The organism is Curvibacter sp. PAE-UM, assembly GCF_001432305.1.
Classification (GTDB): domain Bacteria; phylum Pseudomonadota; class Gammaproteobacteria; order Burkholderiales; family Burkholderiaceae_C; genus Hylemonella.
Genome location: NZ_KQ483358.1, coordinates 1,902,068 through 1,925,784, shown reverse-complemented (window position 1 = coordinate 1,925,784; position 23,717 = coordinate 1,902,068). Strand labels below are relative to the sequence as shown.

Sequence of the window (23,717 nt, the reverse complement as noted above, 5' to 3'; positions counted from 1 at the left end):
GCTTCAGGGTCCCCGGTAGAGCCAGGGCACATCCAGCAGGCGCTCACCCAGCAGGCGCAGCGAAGCATCACGCGCCCAGGCCATGGGCCCCTCCAGGTGGAAGATCTCGCCGTTGCGGATGGAGCGGGCCTGCACCCGCGCGTTGCGCTGCCAGCGGTTGAGGGCATAACGCTGCAGCAGCGTGGGCACGTCCAGCACGCCATCCACCAGCGCCACCTGGCGCGCCAGTTCGGCTGCGTCCTCGATGGCCATGCCGGCGCCTTGGGCAAGATAGGGGCGCATGGGGTGGGCGGCATCGCCCAGCAGCGCCACGTGGCCGCGCGCCATCTGGTCGGCTGCGACCACGGGTGGACGGTCGCACAGCACCCAGAGGCGCCAGTCCGGCACGGCCGCAATCAGGTCGCGCAAGGCCATGCAGGTGTGTCCCAGCGCTGCCTGCAGGTCGGCCGCATTGGCGCCGTGGTCCCAGTCCTCCAGCCCGCCCTGCACATGCCCGTGCACGATGGCCACGACGTTGAGCCACTCGCCGCCGCGCACGGGGTACTGCACCACGTGCAAACGCGGACCCAGCCAGGCCGTCACCTGCTGGCTGCGTAGTGCGGCCGGCAGGCTGGCCTGCGGCAGCATGGCACGATAGGCCAGGTGCCCGGCCACGCGCGGGGGACCGTCGTTCAGGAGTTGCTCACGTACCCGGCTCCACAGGCCATCGGCTGCGATCAGTGCGTCACCCTCCACATCGAGGCCGTCATCCAGGCTCAGGCCGACAGCGCCGTTCGTCTCCACATAACGGTTCACCGTCTTGCCGGTGTGCAGCCAGACAGCGTCGCGCTGCTGCAGGGCCTTGAGCAGCAATTGCTGCAGATCGGCACGATGGATGGTGGCGTAGGGTGCGCCGTAACGCTGCACCGTGGTCTGCCCCAGACGCAACAGACCCAGCTCGGCCCCGCTGAGGGCGTGGCGCACCTGCAGCCGGTCGGGGAAAGCCGCCACCTGCCGCAGCGCAGTGTCCAGACCCCAGCCCTGCAGCACGCGCACGACGTTGGGCCCCATCTGGATGCCCGCCCCCACCTCGCCGAAGGTCTCGGCGCGTTCATAGAGCCGGACATGGCAGCCGGCCTTTGAGCAGGCCAGGCCGGCAGCCAGGCCGCCGATACCGCCTCCAGCAATCAGTATGTCGGTATGCATCGGGTCCGATTCTGCCCGATGGCTGGCGGCTTACTCGACGCGGACCACCGAGGTCGGCTTGAAGCCCAGATCGGCCGCCTTGCCCTTGCGGCCACGCGCGGCGCGTGCGTTGTTCAGGCTGCGGATCTCCAGCGTCTCCTCGCGTTCCTTGCCACCACGCCCCAGGCCCTCGATCTTCACGCTGCGCGTGTAGGCCGCGGCACCCGCCAGCGTGTCCTTGGGCTCCAGGTCGATCAGCATCAGGCCACGCCCGCCATTGGGCATGGGCTTGAGCTCGCTGATCTCGAAGCTCAGGATGCGCCCGCCGCTCGACGCGCAGACCACATGCGTGGCCGGCGGCTGTGGCGGCACGTTGGCCGGCGAAGGCCGGCACACGGTATCGCCCTCACCACAGTTGATGAAGGACTTACCGGCCTTCTGGCGCGAGCTCATGTTCTCCACCGTGGCCAGGAAGCCGTAACCCGAGGAGGTGGACAGCAGCAGCCAGGCCGCAGGCGCGCCGGCGAAGTAATGCACGAGCTGGGTCCCGGCCTCCAGTTCGACCAGGGTGGTCACCGGCTGGCCGTCACCGCGCGCACCGGGCAGGCTGGCCACCGGCACGGAGTAGACGCGCCCCTTGTTGCCGAAGGCCAGCAGGGTGTCCACCGTGCGGCATTCGAAGGTGTTGTACAGGCCGTCACCAGCCTTGAAGGCGAAACTCGCCGCGTCATGGCCGTGGCCCTGGCGCGCGCGCACCCAACCTTTTTGCGAAACGATCACGGTCACCGGTTCGTCCACCACTTTCACCTCGGCCACGGCCTTCTTCTCGGCCTGGATCAGGGTGCGGCGTGCATCGCCGAAGACCTTGGCGTCGGCCTCGATCTCCTTGACCATGAGGCGGCGCAGCGCGGCCGGACTACCCAGGATGTCTTCGAGTTTCTTCTGCTCCTCGCGCAGCTCCTTGAGTTCCTGCTCGATCTTGATGGCTTCGAGCCGGGCCAATTGGCGCAGGCGGATTTCGAGGATGTCCTCGGCCTGGCGTTCGGACAGCCTGAAGCGCGCGATCAGCGCCGGCTTGGGTTCGTCCGAGTTGCGGATCAGGGCGATGACCTCGTCGATCTTGAGCAGCACCAGCTGCCGGCCTTCGAGGATGTGGATGCGGGCCAGCACCTTGTCCAGGCGATGCTGCGAACGCCGCTCGATGGTGCCCTGGCGGAAGGCGATCCACTCCTCCAGCATCTGGCGCAGGGTCTTCTGCGTGGGCCGGCCATCCAGCCCCACCATCGTCATGTTGATGGAGGCTGAGGTTTCCAGGCTGGTGTGCGCCAGCAGGGTGGTGATCAGTTCCTGCTGCTCGATGCGGCTGGTCTTGGGTTCGCAGACCAGGCGCACCGGCGCGTCCTTGCTGGACTCGTCGCGCACCACGTCGAGCACGGCCAGCACCGTGGCCTTGAGCAGGTTCTGCTCGGGCGTCAGTGCCTTCTTGCCGGCCTTGACCTTGGGATTGGTCAGCTCCTCGATTTCTTCGAGCACCTTCTGCGTGCTCACGCCCGGCGGCAGTTCGGTCACCACCAGTTGCCACTGGCCGCGCGCCAGTTCCTCGATCTTCCAGCGCGCACGCACCTTGAGCGAACCGCGGCCCGTGCGATAGGCCTCGCTGATATCGCTGGTCGGGCTGATGATCTGGCCGCCACCGGGATAGTCGGGGCCCGGCAGCAACTCGACCAGCTCACCATCGGCCAGCTTCGGGTTCTTGATCAGCGCCACGCAGGCCGCCGCCACCTCAGCCAGGTTATGGCTGGGGATTTCGGTGGCCAGGCCCACGGCGATGCCGCTGGCGCCATTGAGCAGGGTGAAGGGCAGGCGCGCCGGCAACTGCTTCGGCTCCTCGGTGGAGCCGTCGTAGTTGGGCTGGAAATCCACCGTGCCCTCGTCGATCTCGTCGAGCAGCAAGGTGCTGATCTTGGCCAGCCGCGCTTCGGTGTAACGCATGGCCGCGGCGCCATCACCGTCGCGGCTGCCGAAGTTGCCCTGGCCGTCGATCAGCGGATAACGCTGCGCGAAGTCCTGCGCCATGCGCACCAGGGCGTCATAAGCGGCCTGGTCACCGTGCGGGTGGAAACGGCCCAGGACGTCGCCAACCACGCGTGCGCTCTTGACCGGCCTGGCTGCGGTGTTGCTGTTGGGCCCGCTGTAACCGAGGCCCATGCGCGACATCGAGTACATGATGCGGCGCTGCACCGGCTTCTGGCCGTCGCAGACATCGGGCAGGGCCCGCCCCTTGACCACGCTGAGCGCGTATTCCAGATAGGCGCGTTGCGCGTAGTGGGCCAGGGTCAGGGCGTCGTCGCCCGCCGGATCGGCGGCTAAATCGAGGGTGGGTTGATCCATCGGTTTCTTCAGTAACTCTTGTCTCGTTTCGGGGCAGCGCCGGGCTCAGCCACGTCGTCCAGGCGGGCGAAATCGTCACGTTCACGCTGCGGGTAGGGGCGGGGTGCAGCCTTGTCGGCCGCCGGCTTGAGCACGGCGTACAGCGCCAGCACGGTGCGCACGTAGTTCTGCGTCTCTCGGTAGGGCGGCACCTGGTTGCCGGCACGGCGCACGGTCTTCAGGCCGGCGTTGTACGCGGCCAGCGCCAGATCGAGCCGATCCGGGAATTTTTTCAGCAGACGGCGCAGGTGCTGGCTGCCCACCTGGATGTTGGTACGCGCATCGGCCAGCTGGCGCGCCACGGGCCGGCGCCGCTGGTCCTCCAGGCCGTAGCCGCGCGCCGTCGCCGGCATCACCTGCATGAGCCCGACGGCGCCCTTGGGCGAGACGGCCGCGGCGTCGAAACCGGATTCGGTGGCGATCAGGGCCTGCAGCAGCGCGTAGTCGATGTCGTGCTCGCGCGCCGCCTCGCGCAACAAGTGGCGCACCGCCTTGTAGTCCGGCGAGATCTCGAAGAAGGCATGCAGGCGCGTCGGTGCCATGGGCACGGGGCCGGCGCGCGTGCTGTCCTCGGGGGCCTGGTCCGTGAAATAGAGTGCATAGCGCTCGTCCAGCTGCTCCGCCGCAAAGTGCGGCACACCCTTGTCGTCGACATAGGCCCAGACGTCGGCCTGCGCTGCCGGCTGCCACAGCAGCACCAGCAGGCCCAGGAGCGCAACGAAAGGACGGTATGCCGGGGAAGACATCAGATATCCACCTCCACCGAGTCGCCGTGCAGTTCCATGAGCTCTCGCCGTGCCGCGGCCTCACCCTTGCCCATGAGTTTGGTGATCTCGGTCTCGGTCTGCAGGTTATCGAAAACGCCCAGACGCACCTGCAGCAGGCGGCGCGTATCGGGGTTCAGCGTGGTTTCCCACAGCTGTTCGGCATTCATCTCGCCCAGACCCTTGAAGCGGCTGATCTGGCAGCGCTCCTTGGCCACGCCTTCCTTGGCGCATTTATCCAGGATGGCGGTGAGCTCGCCTTCATCCAGCGCATAGGCCTTGCTGGCTGGCTTCTTGCCGCGTGCCGGCACGTCCACCCGGAACAACGGCGGGCGCGCCACGTACACATTGCCGGAGTCGATGAGCTTGGGGAAATGGCGGAAGAAGAGTGTGAGCAGCAGCACCTGGATGTGCGAACCGTCCACGTCCGCATCACTCAGGATGCAGACCTTGCCGTAGCGCAGGCCGCTCAGGTCCGGTGTGTCATTGGGGCCGTGCGGATCGACACCGATGGCCACCGAGATGTCGTGGATTTCGGTGTTGGCGAACAGGCGGTCGCGCTCGACTTCCCAGGTGTTGAGCACCTTGCCGCGCAAGGGCAGGATGGCCTGGCTTTCCTTGTCGCGGCCCATCTTGGCGCTGCCGCCGGCCGAATCGCCCTCGACGAGGAAAAGCTCGTTGTGGGCCAGGTCACGGCTCTCGCAATCGGTCAGTTTGCCCGGCAGCACGGCCACGCCCGAGCCCTTGCGCTTCTCCACCTTCTGGCCGGCGCGCTGGCGGGTCTGCGCCGCGCGGATGGCGAGTTCGGCCAGCTTCCTGCCGTACTCCACGTGCTGGTTCAGCCAGAGTTCCAGCGTGGGGCGCACGAAGCTGGAGACCAGGCGCACGGCGTCACGCGAATTGAGGCGCTCCTTGATCTGGCCCTGGAACTGCGGGTCCAGCACCTTGGCGCTCAGCACATAACTGGCGCGGGCGAACACGTCCTCCGGCAGGAGCTTCACGCCCTTCGGTAACAGGCTGTGCAGTTCGATGAAGCTCTTGACGGCGGTGAACAGGCCGTCGCGCAACCCACTGTCGTGCGTGCCGCCGGCGCTGGTGGGGATCAGGTTGACGTAACTCTCGCGCACCGGCGCACCGTCTTCGGTGAAGGCCACGGCCCAGGCCGCGCCCTCGCCTTCGGCGAAACTGTCGTTGTTCTCGGCATAACCTTCGCCCTCGAACATCGGGATCACCGGATCGGCGCTCAGCGACTGCATCAGATAGTCACGCAGGCCGCCCTTGTAGAGCCAGGTCTGGGTCTCCTTGCTCTTCTCGACCGTCAGCGTCACCGTGACGCCGGGCATGAGCACGGCCTTGCTGCGCAGCAGGTGCGTCAGTTCACCCATGGGCAGGGCGGCCGACTCGAAGTATTTGGCGTCAGGCCAGACGCGCACCGTCGTGCCCTGTTTGCGATCGCCCGCGCCGGCCGCACGCGTGCTCAGTTTCTCGACCACGTCGCCACCGGCAAAGGCGAGCTGGGCCACCTTGCCTTCACGGTAGCTGGTGGCTTCCAGCCGTTTGCCCAGGGCGTTGGTCACGGACACGCCCACACCGTGCAGGCCGCCCGAGAAGCTGTAGGCGCCGCCCTTGCCCTTGTCGAACTTGCCGCCGGCATGCAGGCGCGTGAACACCAGCTCGATCACCGGCGCCTTCTCTTCCGGGTGCAGGCCGAAGGGGATGCCGCGGCCGTCGTCCTCGACGCTGACCGAGCCGTCGGCGTGCAGGGTCACGGCGATCTTCTTGCCGTGACCGGCCAGGGCCTCGTCGGCCGCGTTGTCCAGCACTTCCTGGATGATGTGCAGCGGGTTGTCCGTCCGGGTGTACATGCCCGGACGCTGCTTGACCGGCTCCAGCCCTTTGAGGACGCGGATGGAGCCTTCGGAATATTCGGGGGTGGGTTTGACAGCCATGGCGCGGAATTGTAGACCCAGTCGCGGAGTTCACTGGATAAACATACAGTTACAACTTGGGCCCTCCCGGCAGGCAAGGACCGAATTGGCTACATTTCAACGATGAGCACACATAGCAACAAGACTCTCTCCATGGCCCAGGTGCTGATCTGCGGCGCCGCCATCGTCACCCTCTCCATGGGCATACGCCACGGCTTCGGCCTCTGGCTGCAACCCGTCACCCAGACCCAGGGCTGGACGCGCGAGACCTTCGCCATGGCCATGGCCATCCAGAACCTGACCTGGGGTGTGGCCGGCATCTTCGCCGGCATGCTGGCCGACAAGTTCGGTGCCTTCAAGGTCATCATCGCCGGTGCCATCCTCTACGCGCTGGGCCTGATCGGCATGGCCAACGCGCCCACCCCCCTGCTGTTTGCCCTGAGCTGCGGTGTGCTGATCGGCATCGCCCAGGCCGGCACCACCTACGCCGTGATCTATGGCGTGATCGGCCGCAACGTGAGCCTGGAGAAGCGCTCCTGGGCCATGGGCGTGGCCGCGGCAGCCGGCTCTTTCGGCCAGTTCCTCATGGTGCCGGTCGAGGGCTTCCTCATCAGCAGCCTGGGATGGCAACAGGCGCTGATGGCGCTGGGCATGGCGGCCCTGCTCATCATCCCGCTGGCCTGGGGCCTGCATGAGCCCAGCTTTGGGGCGGGCACGGTCCCGAAGCGCGAGCAGTCCATCCTGCAGGCTCTGCGTGAGGCCTTCGCCTACCCGAGCTTCCAGCTGCTGATGGCGGGCTACTTCGTGTGCGGCTTCCAGGTGGTGTTCATCGGTGTGCACATGCCCAGCTACCTCAAGGACCACGGCCTCTCGCCCCAGGTGGCCAGCTACTCACTGGCGCTGATCGGCCTGTTCAACGTCTTTGGCACCTACATCGCGGGCAGCCTGGGCCAGCGCCTGGCCAAGAAGAACATCCTGGCCTTCATCTACTTCGCCCGCTCCATTGCCATCACGGTCTTCCTGCTGGTGCCGCTCACGCCCATGAGCGTCTACATCTTCTCGGCCGTGATGGGCCTGCTGTGGCTGTCCACCGTGCCGCCCACCAATGCCATCGTGGCCCAGATCTTCGGTGTGGCCCATCTGTCCATGCTCGGCGGTTTCGTCTTCTTCAGCCACCAGGTCGGCTCCTTCATGGGCGTGTGGCTGGGGGGGTATCTGTACGACAAGACCGGCAGCTACGACATCGTCTGGTACATCGCCATCGGCCTGGGCGTGGCCGCGGCCCTGGTCAACCTGCCGGTACGCGAGGCCGCGATCCGGCGACCCGAAGTGGCCCGCGCATGAAAAAGCTGCCGCGCCAACTGCTGGCCTGGGGCGCCGCCCTGGCCGTGCTGCTGGCCGTGTTCGCGCTTTACACGCGGCCGGACTTCCTGTTGACCCTGGCCGACCAGCTCTGGGCCTGTTTCTAGGAAAATCCCGTACCCGTCTGACATGAGGGCGTGGCACACTGCCATGCCATGACCATGAAGACCTTCATCATCACCGGCGCGTCCGACGGTATCGGCGCTGAACTGGCACGTCAGCTGGCGCAGCGGCATGGTGCCGAGGCCGGCCTCGCGCTGGCCGCCCGCAAGGAAACCCAGCTGGAAGAAGTGGCCAGGGCGTGCCGCAGCCATGGCAGCGAGGTGCTGGTCGTGCCCACCGATGTGACCGATCCGGCCCAGTGCCGCGCCCTGGTCGAGCGCAGCGTGGAGCGCTTCGGCTGGCTCGATGCCCTCGTCAACAACGCCGGCGTCTCGGCCCAGGCCCTGTTCGAGCAGGTCCAGCCCGAGGACCTGGGCTGGTACGAGGACCTGATGCGCGTGAACCTCTGGGGCTCGGTCTGGTGCACGCACGCCGCCCTGCCCCACCTCAAGGCCAGCCGCGGCCAGGTGGTGGCCGTCTCGTCCCTGGCCGGCCTGGTGGGCGTGCCAGGGCGCACGGCCTACAGCGCCAGCAAATTCGCCATGACCGGCTTTTTCGAGGCGCTGCGCGCCGAACTCAAGCCCGCCGGCGTGAGCGTGACTACGGCCTACCCCGGCGTGGTGGCCACGCAGATCCGCTACCGCGGGCTCAACGCAGCCGGTGTGGCCGCCGGCTCCAGCGGCCTGAAAGAAGACGACGCCATGCCCGTGGAGGTCTGCGCCCGCCTCATCCTGGACGGGATGAACGCACGCCAGCGCGAAGTCGTGATGAGCACCAAGGGCAAGCTGGGTCGCTACCTCAAGCTGCTGGCCCCCGGCCTGGTGGAACGCATGGCCCTGGCCGCGCTCAAGGACGAGGTCAAGCCGCAATGAGCCTCCCTCCCGTGCACGGCACGGAGGCGCCTTCGGCCTGGGTCCAGCGCTGGTCGCATCTGGTCCGCCCCGGTGGCACCGTGCTGGACGTGGCTTGCGGCCACGGCCGCCATCTGCGCTGGTTCGCACAACGCGGCCACCCGGTCACCGGTGTGGACCGTTCAGCCGAGGCGATCCTGGCTGTGGCGTCCCTGGGCACGATGCTGCAGGCCGACATCGAGAACGGCCCCTGGCCCCTGCTGCAGGACGGCCAGCCCCAGGCCTTCGACGCTGTGGTGGTCACCAACTACCTTTGGCGGGCACTGTTCCCGGTGCTGCTGCAAAGCCTGGCGCCGGGTGGTGTGCTGATTTACGAAACCTTTACCGCCGGCAACGAGACCGTGGGCAAGCCCTCGCGTCCGGATTTCCTGCTGCAGCCAGGCGAACTGCTGGACGTCTGCCGCCCCCTTCGGGTGGTGGCTTATGAAGACGGCTATCTGGCCGCCCCCGAGCGTTTCGTGCAACGCATCGCGGCCGTACGCGAAACCGGCCTGTCCACGGCTGGCGCACCGGCGCGTTATCCACTCTGAGGCCTGGCCCTGCGGGGCCGGGCCTCACCCTCGGTAGAATGCCCTTTTGGCCTGAACTTAACTCTCTGCGGACATGACCTCCTCCCATCGCCAGATCACCGGCAGCATCGTCGCCCTCGTCACCCCCCTGCACGAGGACGGTAGCGTCGACTACCCCACGCTGCGCAAACTGATCGACTGGCACGTCGCCGAAGGCACCGACTGCATCGGCGTGGTCGGCACCACGGGTGAATCGCCCACCGTCAACGTCGACGAGCACTGCGAAATCATCCGCGTCTCGGTCGAGCAGGCCAAGGGCAAGGTTCCCATCATGGCCGGCTGCGGTGCCAACTCCACGGCCGAAGCCATCGAACTGGCGAAGTTCGCCAAGAAGGTCGGTGCCGACTGCCAGCTGCAGGTCGTGCCCTACTACAACAAGCCCACGCAGGAAGGCCAGGTCCTGCACTTCAAGGCGATTGCCGAAGCCGTCGGCGACCTGCCCATGGTGCTGTACAACGTGCCCGGCCGCACCGTGGCCGATATGGCGCACGACACCGTGCTGCGCCTGGCCCAGGTGCCGGGCATCGTCGGCATCAAGGAAGCCACCGGCAACATCGAGCGCGCGCAATGGCTGATCCGCGAAGTGCCCAAGGGCTTCGCCATCTACTCGGGTGATGACCCGACCGCCGTCGCCCTGATGCTGTGCGGCGGTCACGGCAACATCAGCGTGACGGCCAACGTGGCCCCGCGCCAGATGCACGAGTTGTGCGTCGCCGCCATGGCCGGCGACGTCAAGCGCGCCATGGAGATCCAGTTCAAGCTGATGCCGCTGCACAAGCAGCTCTTCGTCGAACCCAACCCCATCCCGGTCAAGTGGGCCATGCAGCGTCTGGGCCGCTGCGGCGGCACGTTGCGCCTGCCCATGACGCCGCTGACGGCGACCAACCAGCCCGTGGTCGAAGCAGCCCTGCGCGCGACCGGCCTGATCTAAACCCAACTGCTCCCCAAGGAAATCGCCGGTGAAGCTTGTTTTGAAACTGGCCCTGCTGGGCCTGCCGCTGGCGCTGGTCGCCTGCTCCACGCTGGATGGTGACAAGGTCGACTACAAGGCTGCCACCACGGCCCCCTCGCTGTCCATCCCGCCCGACCTGACGCAGCTGCCGCGTGACACCCGTTACAACACGCCGGGTAGCACCGTTAGTGCCACCGGTTACCAGAACGCTGCACAAGGCGTCACAGCCAACGCGATCGCGGTGGCTGCCTACCCTGGCATGCGCATCGATGGCGTCGGTGGCCAGCGCTGGCTCGTGGTCGACCAGCCCGCCGAAAAGCTCTGGCCCCTGGTCAAGGAGTTCTGGCAGGAGAGCGGCATGACCCTCATCACGGAACAGGCCCAGCTGGGCATCATGGAAACCGACTGGGCCGAGAACCGCGCCAAGCTGCCTCAGGACTTCATGCGCCGCACATTTGGCAAGATCATCGGCGCCGTTTTCTCCACCAATATGCTGGACAAGTACCGCACACGCCTGGAGCGTAATGCCGCCGGTGGTACCGATATCTACATCAGCCAGCGCGGCCTGGAAGAGGTCTATACAGACGCCAGCAAGGAAAAACTCGCCTGGCAGCCGCGCGCCACCGACCCGGAAATGGAAGTGGAGATGCTGCGCCGTCTGATGATCAAGCTCGGAGCACCTTCCCCGCAAGCCAACCAGCAGGCCACCGTAGCACCTCGTCGCAGCTCGCGCCTGGACACACGCGACGGGCAGCCCGTGGTGGTGGTCAGCGAGAGCTTCGACCGCGCCTGGCGCCGTGTCGGCCTGACGCTGGACCGCACCGGCTTCACCGTCGAGGACCGCGACCGCAGCCAGGGCATCTATTTCGTGCGTTATGTGGAGCCCAGAAAGCCCGGTGAAGAAGAACCCGGCTTCTTCACGCGCATGTTCAGCAGCACGCCGAAGGACAAGACCCCGCAGAAATACCGCATCACGGTGCGTGGCCAGGGCGACAGCAGTACTGTGACTGTGCTCAATGCCGAAGGCGCGCCCGAAATGTCGGACAACGCCCAGCGCGTCCTGCAGGTCATCACCGACGATCTGCGCTAAGCGCCTGTTCGCGGTGCGGCCCCGCGCCCTGAACAGACATAAAAAAAGCCACCTCGCGGTGGCTTTTTTACTGGCGGGTCAAGAATTACTTCTTGGCCGGCTCAGCAGCGGGAGCGGCGGCCGGAGCAGCAACGGGAGCCGAAGCGTCGGCAGCCGGAGCGGGAGCAGCAGCAGCGGGAGCGGCGGCGGGGGCAGCAGCTTCTTCCTTCTTGCCGCAAGCGGCCAGGGCAGCGGCGGCGATCACGGCGGCCAGAACGAGGGTCTTGTTCATGTTGAGTTATCTAGTTAAAAGTTGATGACAATTTCCGGAAATTGCCAGCGCGGTAAGCCGCACTGACCAAGCAGACTCGCTTACACAAAGCTTGCTCGGCGGAAAATTATATGGCGGATTTCATGCCATATTGTAAAAAAAATAGGGCTAACCCTTAAGGGATATCCGAAGAAACGCCCTTCCCATCCGCCCCCTAAAGTCCGAGCACCGAGGCCGGAAACCCCGGGGTGCTGTCACGCCGCCATTCGTCCAGCACCTGTCGCAACTCCACGCGCCGGGACGCCGCGCTGTCACACACCAGCACGTCGCGCTCGGTGTCGATGCGCTGCATCACCCAGGCCGGGGTCCACAGCGCGCTGGGAAAGGCCAGGGCATCGCTGCTGCGACAGACGCGGCACTCGATGATGTGGTCCCAGGTCTGGCGCCATTTCACGAAACGCGCATGCTGGCGCGTCACACCCGAATAGTCCATGGCCAGCATGTGCAGCCGGCGCCCGCCGCGTGACCACGCCTGCAGTGACTCGACCACGGCACGCTCCCCCAGCGGCCAGTCGGCGTAATTGGCGTCGCACAGGATCAACTCGTTCCAGCCCTCGCGCGCGGCAGCCTGCAGGGCATCGCGCACGGCCTGCGTGAACGTGCTGCGGCCGTTCAGTCGTCCCTGCGGAAGAGACACCGGGGCGGGGGAATCAGCCGGCATAGGCCCAACCATCCTCGCACCATGCCTGCAGCAGTTCGCGCGCCGCCTTGCTGGCGCGCGCCACTTCGGCGGCGCTCAGGCCACGCTGGTCGGCCAGCCGGCGCATCAGCACGGCATCGCGACCGGCAGCGCGGTAGCTCTCGCCATTGATGAACACGTGCTGCTCGTCGTAGAGCATGCGTGTGCGCCGGTCCAGCGTCACGCCCCAGCGCCCCCTGGGCAGGGCCCCAGACTCGAACCAGACATGCGCCTTGGGGTCGCTCAGGGTCTCGCCCAGGGCACGCGCCAGCGCCAGCGGGTCCTGCAAGGCCTGCTGCACGGCCTGGCGGGCAAAACGCTCCAGCTCGGCGGGCATGGCCGCCGGGCTCTCCACCGCAAGCTGCCCCGGATCACGGTAAAAGGCGTCCCCGGCGGCCTCGACCGCATCCTCGGCCAGGCGCTGCAGCAGTTCCTGCGCCAGCTCACCGGCCTTGGGCGAGCGAAAGCCGATGGAGTAGGTCATGCAGTCGCCCCCCACGGCGACCCCGTCGTGCGCATAGTGCGGCGGCAGGTAGAGCATGTCGCCCGGCTCCAGCACGAACTCCTGCTCGGGCTCGAAGTTCGCCAGGATCTTGACCGGCATGTTGGGCTTGAGGCTCAGGTCATGCTGGCGACCGATGCGCCAGCGGCGCCGGCCCTGAGCCTGCAGCAGGAAGACGTCGTAGTTGTCGAAATGCGGCCCCACGCCGCCGCCATCGCTGGCGTAGCTGATCATCAGGTCGTCCAGCCGGGCGTCGGGAATGAAGCGGAAACGGTTCATCAGGTCGTGGATGGCATCGCTGTGCAAGTCCACGCCCTGGACCAGCAGGGTCCATTCGGGCGTCTTCAGCGCCGGCAGCGCGCGGCGCGCAAACGGCCCGCGCTGCAGGGTCCAGTGCTCCTTGCCGCGGCGGCGCTCAAGCGCGACCAGGCGCGATTCCACCTCCTCGCGCCCTGCCAGCTCGAACAGTTCGCTGCGCGCCAGCAGCGGCGCAAAACCAGGGATGGCCTGGCGCACCAGCAGCGGCTTCTTGTGCCAGTAGCGCTTCATGAAGACTTCGGGGCTGATGCTGCCCAGCAGGGTAAGCGGCTTTTTGACATCCATGACGATTTCAGTGTTCCTGTTTAACTGCGACAATTCTGCCCTATGGACATCAATCAGCAATGTGTGGTCGCCCTGACCTGGACACTCAAGGACACCTTGAACGAAGAACTCGACGTGCTCGACGAGCCGGTGGAGTTCCTGATCGGCGGGCAGGATCTCTTCAAGAAAATCGAGGATGCACTGCAAGGTCACCGCGCCGGCGCCTCGGTTGCCCTGCAACTCGAACCCGAGGAAGCCTTCGGCGACTACCAGGAGCAACTGCTCTTTCTGGAAAAACGCGAACTCTTTCCACCTGAACTTGAAGAAGGCATGACCATTGAGGGCTCGGCCCTGCCCGCGGGCTGCAACCCCGAGGCCCCGAAGGACGCGCTCTACACGGTCACCGAGATCTACCCCGAGCACGTGGTTCTGGACGGCAACCACCCCCTGGCTGGTATCGCCCTGCGCCTGACGCTCAAGGTAGAGGACGTCCGCGAAGCCACTGAAGAAGAGATCGGCCGCGGCACGGCCGGCACGGGTTTCTTCCGCATCCAGCCGATCGACACCATGCCGCCGGGCAGCAATACCCTGCAGTAATCAGGCCTTGCCTGTGGAGCCGTAGCCGCCCGCGCCGCGCTCGGTTGCAGCGGGGAATTCGCTGACCACCTTGAACTGCGCCTGCACCACCGGCACCACGACCAGCTGGGCAATGCGCTCCATCGGTTCGATGGTGAAAGCCGTGGGGCTGCGGTTCCAGGCGCTGACCATGAGCTGGCCCTGGTAATCGCTGTCGATCAGGCCCACCAGATTGCCCAGAACGATGCCGTGCTTGTGGCCCAGGCCCGAGCGCGGCAGGATCAGCGCGGCATACCCCGGGTCAGCCAGATGGATGGCAATGCCCGTGGGGATCAGCTGCCAGGCATTGGGCAGCAGGGTCACGGCCTCGTTGAGGCAGGCGCGCAGGTCCAGGCCGGCGCTGCCGGGGGTGGCGTAAGCAGGTAACTGATCCGCCATACGCGGATCAACAATCTTGACGTCGATGTTCATGGTGTCGTTCAGGGGAAATCAGGTCTTCTTGCCCAGCCTGCGCGCGATCTCGGCCACCAGCTGGCGCGCCAGATCGATCTTGCTTGCACGAGGCAATTCGGTCGTGCCCTGGGCATCGACCAGCAGCAGGGCGTTGTCGTCCTGGCCGAAGGTGGCCGGTCCGATATTGCCCACCAGCAGGGGCACGCCCTTGCGCGCCAGCTTGGCCTGGGCGTTGGCCAGCAGGTCGTGGCTCTCGGCCGCAAAGCCCACGCAGTAGAGCGCGCCGCTTTTCGCTCGCGCGCCCTGCGCCACGCCGGCCAGGATGTCGGGGTTCTCGACGAAGGTCAGCGCCGGCGCCTGGCCGGAACCGTCCTTCTTGATCTTCTGCTCAGCGGCATTCGCCGGACGCCAGTCGGCAACGGCTGCAGTTGCTACAAAAACAGTAGCATTCATCACCTCGGCGTCAACCGCCTGCTGCATGTCCCGCGCCGAGCGCACGTCGAGGCGGCGCACGCCGCGCGGCGTGGGCAGGTGCACCGGGCCGGCCACCAAGGTCACATCGGCGCCGGCCTCGCGTGCTGCGCGCGCGATGGCAAAACCCATCTTTCCGCTGGAAAGGTTGGTGATGCCACGCACCGGGTCGATGGCCTCGTAGGTCGGACCGGCCGTCACCAGCACGCGCTGGCCGCGCAGGCTCTTGCGTGCGAAGAAGACAATCACCTCCTCCAGCAATTCCTGCGGCTCCAGCATGCGGCCGTCGCCCGTCTCGCCGCAGGCCTGGTCCCCGCTGCCCACCGCAAACACATGGGCGCCATCGGCCTGGAGCTGGGCCACATTGCGCTGGGTGGCCGGGTTGGCCCACATCTCGCGGTTCATGGCCGGGGCCACCAGCAGCGGCACCTGGTCGATGGGGCGCGCCAGGCACATCAGGCTCAGCAGATCGTCGGCGCGGCCGTGCAGCAGCTTGGCCATGAAATCGGCGCTGGCCGGGGCGATCAGGATGGCGTCGGCCTCGCGGCTGAGGTTGATGTGCGCCATATTGTTGGTTTCGCGCGGGTCCCACTGCGAGTGGTAGACCGGCCGGTTCGAGAGGGCCTGCATCGTCACGGGCGTGATGAACTGGCCAGCCGCCTCGGTCATCACCACCTGCACCGTGGCGCCCTCCTTGACCAGGGCGCGGCAAAGCTCGGCCGCCTTGTAGCAGGCGATGCCCCCGGTCAGGCCCAGGACGATGTGTTTTCCAGCCAAGTCGTTCATGGCCCGCAATGTAACAGTTTGGCAGGAAGTTTCCGTCCCATGGCGGGGCTGTCACGCCCCGACGCCTATAATCTCGCTTTACCACCTCCTCGGACGCTGCTCCGAACCTGACATGACCAAATTCGTCTTCGTCACCGGCGGTGTGGTGTCCTCCCTGGGCAAGGGAATCGCCTCAGCGTCCTTGGCCGCGATCCTGGAATCGCGGGGCCTCAAAGTCACCCTCATCAAGCTCGATCCCTATCTGAACGTCGATCCGGGAACGATGTCGCCCTTCCAGCACGGCGAGGTGTTCGTGACAGACGACGGCGCGGAGACCGACCTGGACCTCGGCCACTATGAGCGTTTCGTCGAAACGCGCATGAAGAAGACGAACAACTTCACCACCGGCCAGATCTACAAGAGCGTGCTGGAGAAGGAGCGCCGCGGCGACTACCTGGGCAAGACCGTGCAGGTCATCCCGCACGTCACCAACGAGATCCAGGAATACATCAAGCGCGGCGCCGGCTACGACACCCCCGAGGCCGTGGACGTGGCCATCGTCGAGATCGGCGGCACCGTGGGCGATATCGAGTCACTGCCCTTCCTGGAAGCGGTGCGCCAGCTCAGCCTGCGCCTGGGCCAGAACAACGCGGCCTTCGTGCACCTGACCTATGTGCCCTGGATCGCCGCCGCCGGCGAGCTCAAGACCAAACCCACCCAGCACACGGTGCAGAAGCTGCGCGAGATCGGCATCCAGCCCGACGCGCTGCTGTGCCGCGCCGACCGGCCCATCCCCGACGACGAGCGCGACAAGATTTCGCTCTTCACCAATGTGCCGGAGTGGGGCGTGATCTCCATGCCCGACGTGGACACCATCTACAAGGTGCCGCGCGTGCTGCACGAGCAGGGCCTGGACGGCCTGATCTGCGACAAGCTGCGCCTGAACACTCCGCCGGCCAACCTCAAACGCTGGGACTCCCTGGTCTACGAGACCGAGCACCCGCAGGGTGAGGTCACCATTGCCATGGTCGGCAAGTACGTGGAGCTGTCGGACAGCTACAAGTCGGTCAACGAGGCCCTGCGCCATGCCGGCATGAAAAACCACGTGCGCGTGAAGATCGAGCACGTCGATTCGGAAACCATCACCGACGAGACCCTCCAGCGCCTGGCCAAGTACGACGCCATCCTGGTGCCCGGCGGTTTCGGCAAGCGCGGCATCGAGGGCAAGATCAGCACCGCGCGTTACGCCCGCGAGCAGAAGGTGCCTTACCTGGGCATCTGCCTGGGCATGCAAGTGGCCACCATCGAGTTCGCACGCCACGTGGCCGGCCTGAAGGACGCCAACAGCACCGAGTTCGAGCCGCACTGCCAGCACCCCGTGATCGCGCTGATCACCGAGTGGAAGGATGCCGACGGCAGCATCAAGACCCGCGACGCCAATTCCGACCTGGGCGGCACCATGCGCCTGGGCGCGCAAAGCTCCGACGTGGCCAAGGGCACGCTGGCCAACAAGATCTACGGCGACGTGGTCACCGAGCGCCACCGCCACCGCTACGAGGCCAACGTCAACTACCTGGACACCCTGCGCAAGTCCGGCCTGGTGATCTCGGCCCTGACCCAGCGTGAGCAGCTGACCGAGATCGTCGAGTTGCCTCAGGCCGTTCACCCCTGGTTCGTCGGCGTGCAATTCCACCCCGAGTTCAAGTCCACGCCCTGGGACGGCCACCCCCTGTTCAACGCCTTCGTCAAGGCGGCTCTCGAGCACCAGGGCGCCGGCAAGAAGAACCTGAAGGTCGTGGCCTGAGGCCGGAGCAAGGACCATGAAACTCTGCGGCTTCGACGTCGGTCTCGACCAGCGCTTTTTCCTGATCGCAGGCACCTGTTCCATCGAAGGACTGCAGATGTCCATCGACGTGGCAGGCCAGCTCAAGGAAGCCTGCACGTCCCTGGGCATCCCCCTGATCTACAAGGGCTCGTTCGACAAGGCCAACCGCTCTTCGGGTACAACCCGGCGCGGCGTGGGCATGGAGGCCGGCTTGAAGATCCTGGAAGAAGTGCGTCGTCAAACCGGCCTTCCCGTCCTCACCGACGTGCATGACGAGTCGCAAGTGGCCGAGGTTGCCAGCGTGGTCGACGTGCTTCAGACCCCGGCTTTCCTGTGCCGTCAGACCGACTTCATTCAGGCCGTGGCCAAGTCGGGCAAGCCGGTGAATATCAAGAAGGGCCAGTTTCTCGCGCCCTGGGACATGAAAAACGTGATCGACAAGGCCCGTGCGGCTGCCGTTGAAGCGGGCCTGGACCCGGATCGCTTTCTGGCCTGCGAGCGCGGCGTCAGCTTTGGCTACAACAACCTCGTGGCCGACATGACCAGCCTGGCCGAAATGCGCAAGTCAGGCGCGCCCGTGGTGTTTGACGTCACCCACTCCGTGCAAAAACCCGGCGGCCAAGGCACCAGCAGCGGCGGCGCACGCGAGATGGTGCCCGTGCTGGCCCGCGCCGGTGCGGCCGTGGGCATCGCAGGCTTCTTCATGGAAACCCACCCCAACCCCGACCAGGCCTGGTCCGACGGCCCCAACGCCGTGCCGCTCAAGCACATGTTGGCCCTGCTGGAAACCCTGGTGGCGCTGGACGACGTGACCAAGCGCAACGGCTTCCTCGAAAACAGTTTCAACGCCTGACCCGATCCAGACCGCCATGACACCCGCCTACATCATCGTCGACATGCAGATCTCCGACATGGAACAGTACAAGCAGTACATGGCCGAGGCCCCGGCGGCGGTGAAGGCGGCGGGCGGCGAGTACCTGGTGCGCGGCGGCCGCTTCGAGGTCATGGAAGGCAACTGGCAGCCGGCCCGCGTGGCCATGCTGCGCTTTCCCAGTTTCGAGCAAGCCAAGGCCTTCTACGACGGCGAAATGTACACACGGGCCCGCGCCAAACGCGCCGGTGCCACGCAGTTCTTCAACATGATTCTGGTGGAGGGCGTGGCCGCCCCCATCGTCTGAATATCACTATCCAAATCGAAAGGTAAGCATGAGCGCTATTGTTGATATCGTCGGCCGCGAAGTCCTGGACAGCCGAGGCAACCCCACCGTCGAATGCGACGTCCTGCTGGAGAGTGGCACCATGGGCCGCGCCGCAGTGCCCTCGGGCGCTTCCACCGGTTCGCGCGAAGCCATCGAACTGCGCGACGGCGACAAGAGCCGTTACCTGGGCAAGGGCGTGCTCAAGGCCGTCGAGCACATCAACACCGAGATCTCTGAGGCCGTGCTGGGCCTGGACGCCTCCGAGCAGGCCTTCCTGGACAAGACCCTGATCGACCTGGACGGCACCGAGAACAAGAGCCGCCTGGGCGCCAACGCCATGCTGGCCGTTTCCATGGCCGTGGCCCGCGCCGCCGCCGAAGAAGCCGGCCTGCCCCTGTACCGCTACTTCGGTGGCATGAGCGCCGTGCAGATGCCCGTGCCCATGATGAACGTCATCAACGGCGGCGCGCATGCCAACAACAACCTGGACCTGCAGGAGTTCATGATCCTGCCGGTGGGCGCCCCCAATTTCCGCGAAGCCCTGCGCTACGGCGCCGAGGTCTTCCACGCGCTCAAGAAGATCCTGCACGACAAGGGCATGCCCACTTCCGTGGGTGACGAGGGCGGTTTCGCCCCCAGCGTGGCCAACCATGAAGCGGCCATCCTGCTGATCCTGGAAGCCATCGACAAGGCCGGCTACACCGCCGGCGAGCAGATCGCCCTGGGCCTGGACTGCGCCGCCAGCGAGTTCTACAAGGACGGCAAGTACCACCTCGAAGGCGAAGGCCTGGTGCTGTCCGCCACCGAGTGGACCGACATGCTGGCCACCTGGTGCGACAAGTACCCCATCATCAGCATCGAAGACGGCATGGCCGAAGGTGACTGGGACGGCTGGAAGATCCTGACCGATCGCCTGGGCAAGAAGGTGCAGATCGTCGGCGACGACCTCTTCGTCACCAACACCAAGATCCTCAAGGAAGGCATCGACAAGGGCATCGCCAACTCCATCCTGATCAAGATCAACCAGATCGGCACCCTGAGCGAGACCTTCGCCGCCATCGAGATGGCCAAGCGCGCCGGCTACACCGCCGTCATCAGCCACCGCTCGGGCGAGACCGAGGACAGCACCATCGCCGACATCGCGGTGGGCACCAACGCCGGCCAGATCAAGACCGGCTCGATCAGCCGCTCGGACCGCATGGCCAAGTACAACCAGCTGCTGCGCATCGAGGAAGACCTGGGCGAAGTCGCCGTCTACCCCGGTCGCTCGGCGTTCTACAACCTGCGCTGATCGTCCGCATGGGCGCGCGTTTCGTCCCGGCCATCCTGATCACCCTGCTCGTGGTCCTGCACGCGCAGCTGTGGTTTGGCCGGGGCAGCGTGCCCAATGTGAACCGCATGGCTGGCGAACTCGAAGCGCAGAAACAGAAGAACATCCAGGCCCAGCTGGTCAACGACCGGCTGTTGGCCGACGTGCAGGACCTGCGCGAGGGCCTGGAGATGGTGGAAGAGAAGGCACGTCTGGAACTGGGCATGGTCAAGCCCAACGAGATCTACGTCCAGATCACCAAATAAAGCTGTGATGAAGATCGCCGTCGTCGGTGCGCCCACGACCGGCAAAACCCGCCTGGTCCAGGCCCTGGCCCAGCACCTGCCCGAGTTGCAGGTCAGCGACGCCCCCGCCCATGAAGCACTGAAACCCGGCGCCTACGAGCACGTCCTGCTCATGGGCCTGGACCTGCCGGGCAGCACGGCCGCACAACAGGAAGCGGATGCCCGCCTGCGTGCGCAACTGGCTGCAGACGGTGTGGCCTATGGCGTGGTTTACGGACTCGGCCCGCAACGCCTGCGTGGCGCCTTGCGCCTGATCACACCGCAAGACGGACCAGCACCGCGCTGGACCGGGCCTTGCGAGCGCTGCGCCGATCCCGATTGTGAGTTTCAGCTTTTCACTGGATTGATGAAGTCGAAGGCGGCTGGTCGCCTGCCGTCGTGAACAGCTGGGTGGTGTCGATGGTGTCGAAGCGGTAGTTGGCACCGCAGAACTCGCAGTCCACCATGATCACGCCGCGCTCGGCCAGGATCTCGCGGGCCTCGGTCTCGCCCAGCCCCTGGATCATGCGGCCCACGCGCTCGCGGCTGCAGGTGCAGGCAAACCGCGGCGCCGTCTCGCCGGCATGCGGCATGAAACGCTGCAGCTTTTCTTCCCAGAACAGGCGGCGCAGGATGGTCTCCACGTCCAGCGTCAGCAGCTCCTCGCGCTTGAGGCTGGACGCGAGGGTGGCGATGCGGTTGTAGTGCTCGTACATCTCCGCCTCGTACAGTTCGGCCTCGGCCGGCTGCTGGCCGGCCAGGTTGCCCATGCCCTCGATGGGCAGGCGCTGGATCAGCAGGCCCGCGGCCACCTTGTCGTCGGCGGCCAGCACCAGCACCGTGTCGAGCTGCTCACTCTGGCGCATGTAGAGCTGCAGCGCCTGGGACAGGCTCTGCACCGAATGCCCATCGGCATCGGACAGCGGCACCACGCCCTGGTAGGGCTGCTGGCCCGGCTGGCGGTCCTTGGGGTCGAGCGTGACGGCGAAGCGGCCCAGGCCATTCACATTGAGCATGGCCCGCAGGCCGGCGTCATCGGGCACCGTGCCCGGCACGGTGGCCGTGGCACGCAGGCTCAGGTCAGACTGCACCTCAGTCACGGCCAGCTTGACCGGCCCGTCGCCGAAGACCTGCAAGATCAGTGCGCCGTCGAACTTGATGTTGGACTGCATCAGCGCCCCGGCCGCCACCATCTCGCCCAGCAGGGCCTGCACCGGCGGCGCATAGGCCCCGGTGCTGCTCTGCGCGCGGCGTTTCAGGATCTCGGTCCAGGCATCGGTGAGGCGTACGACCATGCCGCGCACCGGCAGGCCTTCGAAGAGGAATTTGTGGAGTTCGGACACGGCTTCAGGCAATCTTCTTCAGGCCCTTGCGGAAACGCTCGGCGTTGTCGACGTAATGCTGCGCAATGCGCTGCAGGCCGGCGATCTGCTCGGGCGAAAGCTGCTTGACGGCCTTGGCCGGGCTGCCCAGGATCATGGAGCCATCGGGAAACTCCTTGCCCTCGGTCACCAGCGAGCCCGCCCCCACCAGGCAGTTCTTGCCGATCTTGGCGTGGTTCAGCACCACGGCCCCGATGCCGATCAACGAGCCGTCGCCCACCGTGCAGCCGTGCAGCATGACCTGGTGGCCCACCGACACGTTCTCGCCCAGGACCAGCGGCACGCCTTCGTCGGCATGCAGCACGCTGGCGTCCTGGATGTTGCTGTTGCGGCCGATGTGGATGTGTTCGCTGTCACCGCGGATGACGGTGCCGAACCAGACGCTGACGTTCTCTTCCAGGGTCACCTTGCCGATGACCTGGGCGCTGTCGGCGACGTAGGCGTTTTTGCCTAGTTTGGGGGATTGACCGTCTAGTTCGTAGATTGCCATTTTCTTGTCTCTTTTGGGGGATGGGCTTGATTGTAAAGAGGCTTGGTTTTCTGTTCTTGTGAAGGGTTGGCTTTCGTGGCTTGCCGGGTCTCGCCCCGGCGGGCGACTCACTTTCTCTTGCTTCGCCAAGAGAAAGTAAGGGCGGATTCAAAGCTGAAGTGCAACACACTTCCAGAAGGAGCCCGTTGCATGAAAGCCACCTACACCCACCTGAGCGCCGAGGAACGTGGCGCGATCATGGCCATGAAGTTTCAGGATTGCAGCGTCCGCGGCATTGCTCGGGCGCTTGGCCGTTGTCCGAGCACCATCAGTCGCGAACTGCGGCGAAATGGCTACAAACAGGAATCTGAGTTAGGGCCTATGGGCCGTCCCCGAGTTGCGGGCGGCTACAACGCAGTACGTGCTGGCGTGCGTGCCCGTCGCCTCCGTCGTGCTTGTCGACCAACCCGAAAACTTCATCCGGACGGTGCCTTGTGGCAAAGGGTTCATGGCCTGCTGTGCCAGAGCTGGTCGCCTGAACAGATTGCGGGCACACTCAAACGCGAGCATCCCGGGCAACCTCAATTGCAAGCTTCCCACGAGACGATCTACACCGCCATTTACGCGGCCCCGCGAGGGGAGCTGCGTCGACAGCTGGTCAGCCTGCTGCGCCAAGGGCGTGGGGCACGCCGTCCCCAGGCACGAGGCACTGGGCGGCGCGGCGCCCTACAGGACATCGTCAGCATTCATCTGCGCCCCCCCGAAGCCAGCGATCGATTACTACCGGGTCACTGGGAAGGCGATCTGATCAAGGGTTCCAGGAACCAATCGGCTGTGGGCACCCTGGTGTGCCGCAAGACCTTGTTCGTCATGCTGGTGAAGATGGATGGTGCCACGGCAGAAGAAGCCCTGCGCGGCTACGAACAGGCCTTCAGCCCTCTGGACGATGCATTACGCCAGACCTTGACGTACGACCAGGGCAAGGAGATGGCGTTGCACAAAAAGCTGGCCGAGAGCACAGGATTGAAGATCTACTTTGCGGACCCGCACAGCCCCTGGCAGCGCGGAATCAACGAGAACACCAATGGGCTGATCAGGCAATACCTGCCCAAGGGGACGGATCTGAGCGTCTATAGCCAGCGCCAGCTCGATCACATTGCCTGGAGTCTCAATACCCGCCCTCGCAAGACCCTTGGGTTCAGGACTCCAGCCGAGGTGCTCTTCGAAGATTGCTTCAAGCAGAATGTCGATATCCAGCCCATCGTTGCACTTGGTATTTGAATCCGCCAAGCAAAGAGAAGGCGAGCCGAAGTCAGGGCCGCTGCGCGGTTCCTTGCGCTGCTCGCATCGGTCGGGGTCGGGCTAAACTCGCTACGCTCAAACAACGCCCGCCCTGATCCGCCCGCTGCTGCGCTGCTCAGCCCTGCCACACGGCATAGGGACCCGGACAGCCGAAACCCCAACAGCCGAACTCCACAAGGACGCGCCATGGCGCGCCCTTGTTGTCTTGGTATCTGGTATTCGGTGCCCCCCGCCGTAATGAGGAGGCGAGTAGCGCAGGGCTGAGCGGATAAAGGGGCGCGCATGTTTGAGCGCAGCGAGTTTGCGCGCACCCCGCTTAGGCCGAGCAACGCAGCGT

25 protein-coding genes are annotated in these 23,717 nt (G+C 65.8%); 14 read left to right on the top strand and 11 right to left on the bottom strand.

The genetic code is table 11. The annotated features are described in order from the left end of the window. Positions 1-3: 3 nt before the first annotated feature. The 4 genes from AO057_RS09360 to AO057_RS09345 are packed head-to-tail and all read right to left on the bottom strand — an operon-like array spanning position 4 to position 6,307. Entirely contained in the window at positions 4-1,185 is a 1,182-nt protein-coding gene (locus AO057_RS09360) for an FAD-dependent monooxygenase (protein WP_057675371.1), read from the bottom strand. Between the two features lie 30 nt (positions 1,186-1,215). Then, on the bottom strand, positions 1,216-3,555 hold the full coding sequence (gene parC, locus AO057_RS09355) for a DNA topoisomerase IV subunit A (RefSeq protein ID WP_057675370.1): 2,340 nt from the start codon (positions 3,553-3,555) through the stop codon (positions 1,216-1,218). An 8-nt stretch (positions 3,556-3,563) separates the two neighbouring features. Beyond that, the gene (locus tag AO057_RS09350; protein WP_057675369.1) at positions 3,564-4,340 is read right to left on the bottom strand and encodes a lytic transglycosylase domain-containing protein; all 777 of its coding nucleotides are present in this window, start codon (positions 4,338-4,340) and stop codon (positions 3,564-3,566) included. Beyond that, positions 4,340-6,307, bottom strand: a complete 1,968-nt coding sequence (locus AO057_RS09345) for a DNA topoisomerase IV subunit B (RefSeq protein WP_057675368.1) — start codon at positions 6,305-6,307, stop codon at positions 4,340-4,342. The genes AO057_RS09350 and AO057_RS09345 overlap by 1 nt, the downstream gene beginning before the upstream one ends. Positions 6,308-6,409: 102 nt before the next feature. Between AO057_RS09345 and AO057_RS09340 the strand changes: the two genes are divergently transcribed. The 6 genes from AO057_RS09340 to bamC all read left to right on the top strand — a co-directional run bounded on the left by AO057_RS09340 (position 6,410) and on the right by bamC (position 11,272). Beyond that, positions 6,410-7,630, top strand: coding sequence for an MFS transporter (locus AO057_RS09340; protein ID WP_168163364.1), 1,221 nt, complete (start codon positions 6,410-6,412; stop codon positions 7,628-7,630). Continuing rightward, on the top strand, positions 7,627-7,755 hold the full coding sequence (locus AO057_RS18420) for a hypothetical protein (protein WP_256380089.1): 129 nt from the start codon (positions 7,627-7,629) through the stop codon (positions 7,753-7,755). Before AO057_RS09340 ends, AO057_RS18420 begins: the two co-directional genes overlap by 4 nt. 54 nt (positions 7,756-7,809) lie before the next feature. Further along, on the top strand, positions 7,810-8,622 hold the full coding sequence (locus AO057_RS09335) for an SDR family oxidoreductase (protein WP_057677240.1): 813 nt from the start codon (positions 7,810-7,812) through the stop codon (positions 8,620-8,622). Beyond that, complete coding sequence (locus AO057_RS09330; RefSeq protein ID WP_057675366.1) at positions 8,619-9,191, top strand: class I SAM-dependent methyltransferase; 573 nt, start codon at positions 8,619-8,621, stop codon at positions 9,189-9,191. Before AO057_RS09335 ends, AO057_RS09330 begins: the two co-directional genes overlap by 4 nt. Positions 9,192-9,264: 73 nt before the next feature. Next, positions 9,265-10,161, top strand: a complete 897-nt coding sequence (dapA, locus tag AO057_RS09325; protein ID WP_057675365.1) for a 4-hydroxy-tetrahydrodipicolinate synthase — start codon at positions 9,265-9,267, stop codon at positions 10,159-10,161. A gap of 28 nt (positions 10,162-10,189) precedes the next feature. Further along, positions 10,190-11,272, top strand: a complete 1,083-nt coding sequence (gene bamC / locus AO057_RS09320; protein WP_057675364.1) for an outer membrane protein assembly factor BamC — start codon at positions 10,190-10,192, stop codon at positions 11,270-11,272. Positions 11,273-11,357: 85 nt separating this feature from the next. On the opposite strand, the gene AO057_RS17490 is transcribed toward bamC, so the two are convergent. The 3 genes from AO057_RS17490 to AO057_RS09310 form a co-directional block, all read right to left on the bottom strand. Next, positions 11,358-11,543, bottom strand: a complete 186-nt coding sequence (locus AO057_RS17490) for a hypothetical protein (RefSeq protein WP_082605495.1) — start codon at positions 11,541-11,543, stop codon at positions 11,358-11,360. 193 nt (positions 11,544-11,736) lie between these two features. Further along, entirely contained in the window at positions 11,737-12,243 is a 507-nt protein-coding gene (locus AO057_RS09315) for a hypothetical protein (RefSeq protein ID WP_057675363.1), read from the bottom strand. After that, positions 12,233-13,366, bottom strand: a complete 1,134-nt coding sequence (locus AO057_RS09310) for a cupin domain-containing protein (RefSeq protein ID WP_057675362.1) — start codon at positions 13,364-13,366, stop codon at positions 12,233-12,235. Before AO057_RS09310 ends, AO057_RS09315 begins: the two co-directional genes overlap by 11 nt. A gap of 42 nt (positions 13,367-13,408) precedes the next feature. On the opposite strand from AO057_RS09310, the gene AO057_RS09305 reads away from it, so the two are divergent. Beyond that, entirely contained in the window at positions 13,409-13,942 is a 534-nt protein-coding gene (locus AO057_RS09305; protein ID WP_057675361.1) for an FKBP-type peptidyl-prolyl cis-trans isomerase, read from the top strand. Here the strand turns inward: AO057_RS09305 and dut are convergent, their stop codons facing one another. Then, entirely contained in the window at positions 13,943-14,392 is a 450-nt protein-coding gene (gene dut / locus AO057_RS09300) for a dUTP diphosphatase (protein WP_057675360.1), read from the bottom strand. 18 nt (positions 14,393-14,410) lie between these two features. Then, on the bottom strand, positions 14,411-15,631 hold the full coding sequence (coaBC, locus tag AO057_RS09295) for a bifunctional phosphopantothenoylcysteine decarboxylase/phosphopantothenate--cysteine ligase CoaBC (protein ID WP_057675359.1): 1,221 nt from the start codon (positions 15,629-15,631) through the stop codon (positions 14,411-14,413). Between the two features lie 112 nt (positions 15,632-15,743). On the opposite strand from coaBC, the gene AO057_RS09290 reads away from it, so the two are divergent. The 6 genes from AO057_RS09290 to AO057_RS09265 are packed head-to-tail and all read left to right on the top strand — an operon-like array spanning position 15,744 to position 20,630. Continuing rightward, positions 15,744-17,414, top strand: a complete 1,671-nt coding sequence (locus AO057_RS09290) for a CTP synthase (RefSeq protein WP_057675358.1) — start codon at positions 15,744-15,746, stop codon at positions 17,412-17,414. Positions 17,415-17,430: 16 nt separating this feature from the next. Continuing rightward, positions 17,431-18,288: a 3-deoxy-8-phosphooctulonate synthase gene (kdsA, locus tag AO057_RS09285; RefSeq protein ID WP_057675357.1), complete on the top strand. Its 858-nt coding sequence runs from the start codon at positions 17,431-17,433 to the stop codon at positions 18,286-18,288. Positions 18,289-18,304: 16 nt separating this feature from the next. Next, complete coding sequence (locus AO057_RS09280; RefSeq protein WP_057675356.1) at positions 18,305-18,613, top strand: DUF1330 domain-containing protein; 309 nt, start codon at positions 18,305-18,307, stop codon at positions 18,611-18,613. Between the two features lie 28 nt (positions 18,614-18,641). Continuing rightward, positions 18,642-19,925 (top strand): phosphopyruvate hydratase, encoded by a 1,284-nt coding sequence (eno, locus tag AO057_RS09275; RefSeq protein WP_057675355.1) that lies wholly within the window; start codon positions 18,642-18,644, stop codon positions 19,923-19,925. An 8-nt stretch (positions 19,926-19,933) separates the two neighbouring features. Beyond that, positions 19,934-20,209: a septum formation initiator family protein gene (locus AO057_RS09270; protein WP_057675354.1), complete on the top strand. Its 276-nt coding sequence runs from the start codon at positions 19,934-19,936 to the stop codon at positions 20,207-20,209. Between the two features lie 7 nt (positions 20,210-20,216). Further along, positions 20,217-20,630 (top strand): P-loop NTPase family protein, encoded by a 414-nt coding sequence (locus tag AO057_RS09265; RefSeq protein ID WP_057675353.1) that lies wholly within the window; start codon positions 20,217-20,219, stop codon positions 20,628-20,630. Here the strand turns inward: AO057_RS09265 and AO057_RS09260 are convergent. Together AO057_RS09260 and AO057_RS09255 are read right to left on the bottom strand one after the other, a co-directional pair. Continuing rightward, on the bottom strand, positions 20,584-21,570 hold the full coding sequence (locus AO057_RS09260; RefSeq protein WP_057677239.1) for an Hsp33 family molecular chaperone HslO: 987 nt from the start codon (positions 21,568-21,570) through the stop codon (positions 20,584-20,586). The two genes, AO057_RS09265 and AO057_RS09260, sit on opposite strands and share 47 nt — an antisense overlap. A gap of 4 nt (positions 21,571-21,574) precedes the next feature. Continuing rightward, positions 21,575-22,099, bottom strand: coding sequence for a gamma carbonic anhydrase family protein (locus AO057_RS09255; RefSeq protein ID WP_057675352.1), 525 nt, complete (start codon positions 22,097-22,099; stop codon positions 21,575-21,577). A gap of 189 nt (positions 22,100-22,288) precedes the next feature. On the opposite strand from AO057_RS09255, the gene AO057_RS17485 reads away from it, so the two are divergent. Continuing rightward, positions 22,289-23,359, top strand: a complete 1,071-nt coding sequence (locus AO057_RS17485) for an IS30 family transposase (protein ID WP_082605367.1) — start codon at positions 22,289-22,291, stop codon at positions 23,357-23,359. Positions 23,360-23,717 lie beyond the last annotated feature (358 nt).

Bases quoted from the DNA above. Each gene is read 5' to 3' on its own strand.
- AO057_RS09310 (WP_057675362.1), bottom strand. From the start codon at position 13,366: ATGGATGTCAAAAAGCCGCTTACCCTGCTGGGCAGCATCAGCCCCGAA.
- dut (WP_057675360.1), bottom strand. From the start codon at position 14,392: ATGAACATCGACGTCAAGATTGTTGATCCGCGTATGGCGGATCAGTTA.
- AO057_RS09340 (WP_168163364.1), top strand. From the start codon at position 6,410: ATGAGCACACATAGCAACAAGACTCTCTCCATGGCCCAGGTGCTGATC.
- AO057_RS09330 (WP_057675366.1), top strand. From the start codon at position 8,619: ATGAGCCTCCCTCCCGTGCACGGCACGGAGGCGCCTTCGGCCTGGGTC.
- kdsA (WP_057675357.1), top strand. From the start codon at position 17,431: ATGAAACTCTGCGGCTTCGACGTCGGTCTCGACCAGCGCTTTTTCCTG.
- AO057_RS17485 (WP_082605367.1), top strand. From the start codon at position 22,289: ATGAAAGCCACCTACACCCACCTGAGCGCCGAGGAACGTGGCGCGATC.
- AO057_RS09345 (WP_057675368.1), bottom strand. From the start codon at position 6,307: ATGGCTGTCAAACCCACCCCCGAATATTCCGAAGGCTCCATCCGCGTC.
- AO057_RS09315 (WP_057675363.1), bottom strand. From the start codon at position 12,243: ATGCCGGCTGATTCCCCCGCCCCGGTGTCTCTTCCGCAGGGACGACTG.
- AO057_RS09270 (WP_057675354.1), top strand. From the start codon at position 19,934: ATGGGCGCGCGTTTCGTCCCGGCCATCCTGATCACCCTGCTCGTGGTC.
- eno (WP_057675355.1), top strand. From the start codon at position 18,642: ATGAGCGCTATTGTTGATATCGTCGGCCGCGAAGTCCTGGACAGCCGA.
- AO057_RS09280 (WP_057675356.1), top strand. From the start codon at position 18,305: ATGACACCCGCCTACATCATCGTCGACATGCAGATCTCCGACATGGAA.
- AO057_RS17490 (WP_082605495.1), bottom strand. From the start codon at position 11,543: ATGAACAAGACCCTCGTTCTGGCCGCCGTGATCGCCGCCGCTGCCCTG.
- AO057_RS18420 (WP_256380089.1), top strand. From the start codon at position 7,627: ATGAAAAAGCTGCCGCGCCAACTGCTGGCCTGGGGCGCCGCCCTGGCC.
- AO057_RS09255 (WP_057675352.1), bottom strand. From the start codon at position 22,099: ATGGCAATCTACGAACTAGACGGTCAATCCCCCAAACTAGGCAAAAAC.
- AO057_RS09305 (WP_057675361.1), top strand. From the start codon at position 13,409: ATGGACATCAATCAGCAATGTGTGGTCGCCCTGACCTGGACACTCAAG.
- AO057_RS09360 (WP_057675371.1), bottom strand. From the start codon at position 1,185: ATGCATACCGACATACTGATTGCTGGAGGCGGTATCGGCGGCCTGGCT.
- AO057_RS09350 (WP_057675369.1), bottom strand. From the start codon at position 4,340: ATGTCTTCCCCGGCATACCGTCCTTTCGTTGCGCTCCTGGGCCTGCTG.
- parC (WP_057675370.1), bottom strand. From the start codon at position 3,555: ATGGATCAACCCACCCTCGATTTAGCCGCCGATCCGGCGGGCGACGAC.
- AO057_RS09290 (WP_057675358.1), top strand. From the start codon at position 15,744: ATGACCAAATTCGTCTTCGTCACCGGCGGTGTGGTGTCCTCCCTGGGC.
- AO057_RS09335 (WP_057677240.1), top strand. From the start codon at position 7,810: ATGAAGACCTTCATCATCACCGGCGCGTCCGACGGTATCGGCGCTGAA.
- coaBC (WP_057675359.1), bottom strand. From the start codon at position 15,631: ATGAACGACTTGGCTGGAAAACACATCGTCCTGGGCCTGACCGGGGGC.
- dapA (WP_057675365.1), top strand. From the start codon at position 9,265: ATGACCTCCTCCCATCGCCAGATCACCGGCAGCATCGTCGCCCTCGTC.
- AO057_RS09265 (WP_057675353.1), top strand. From the start codon at position 20,217: ATGAAGATCGCCGTCGTCGGTGCGCCCACGACCGGCAAAACCCGCCTG.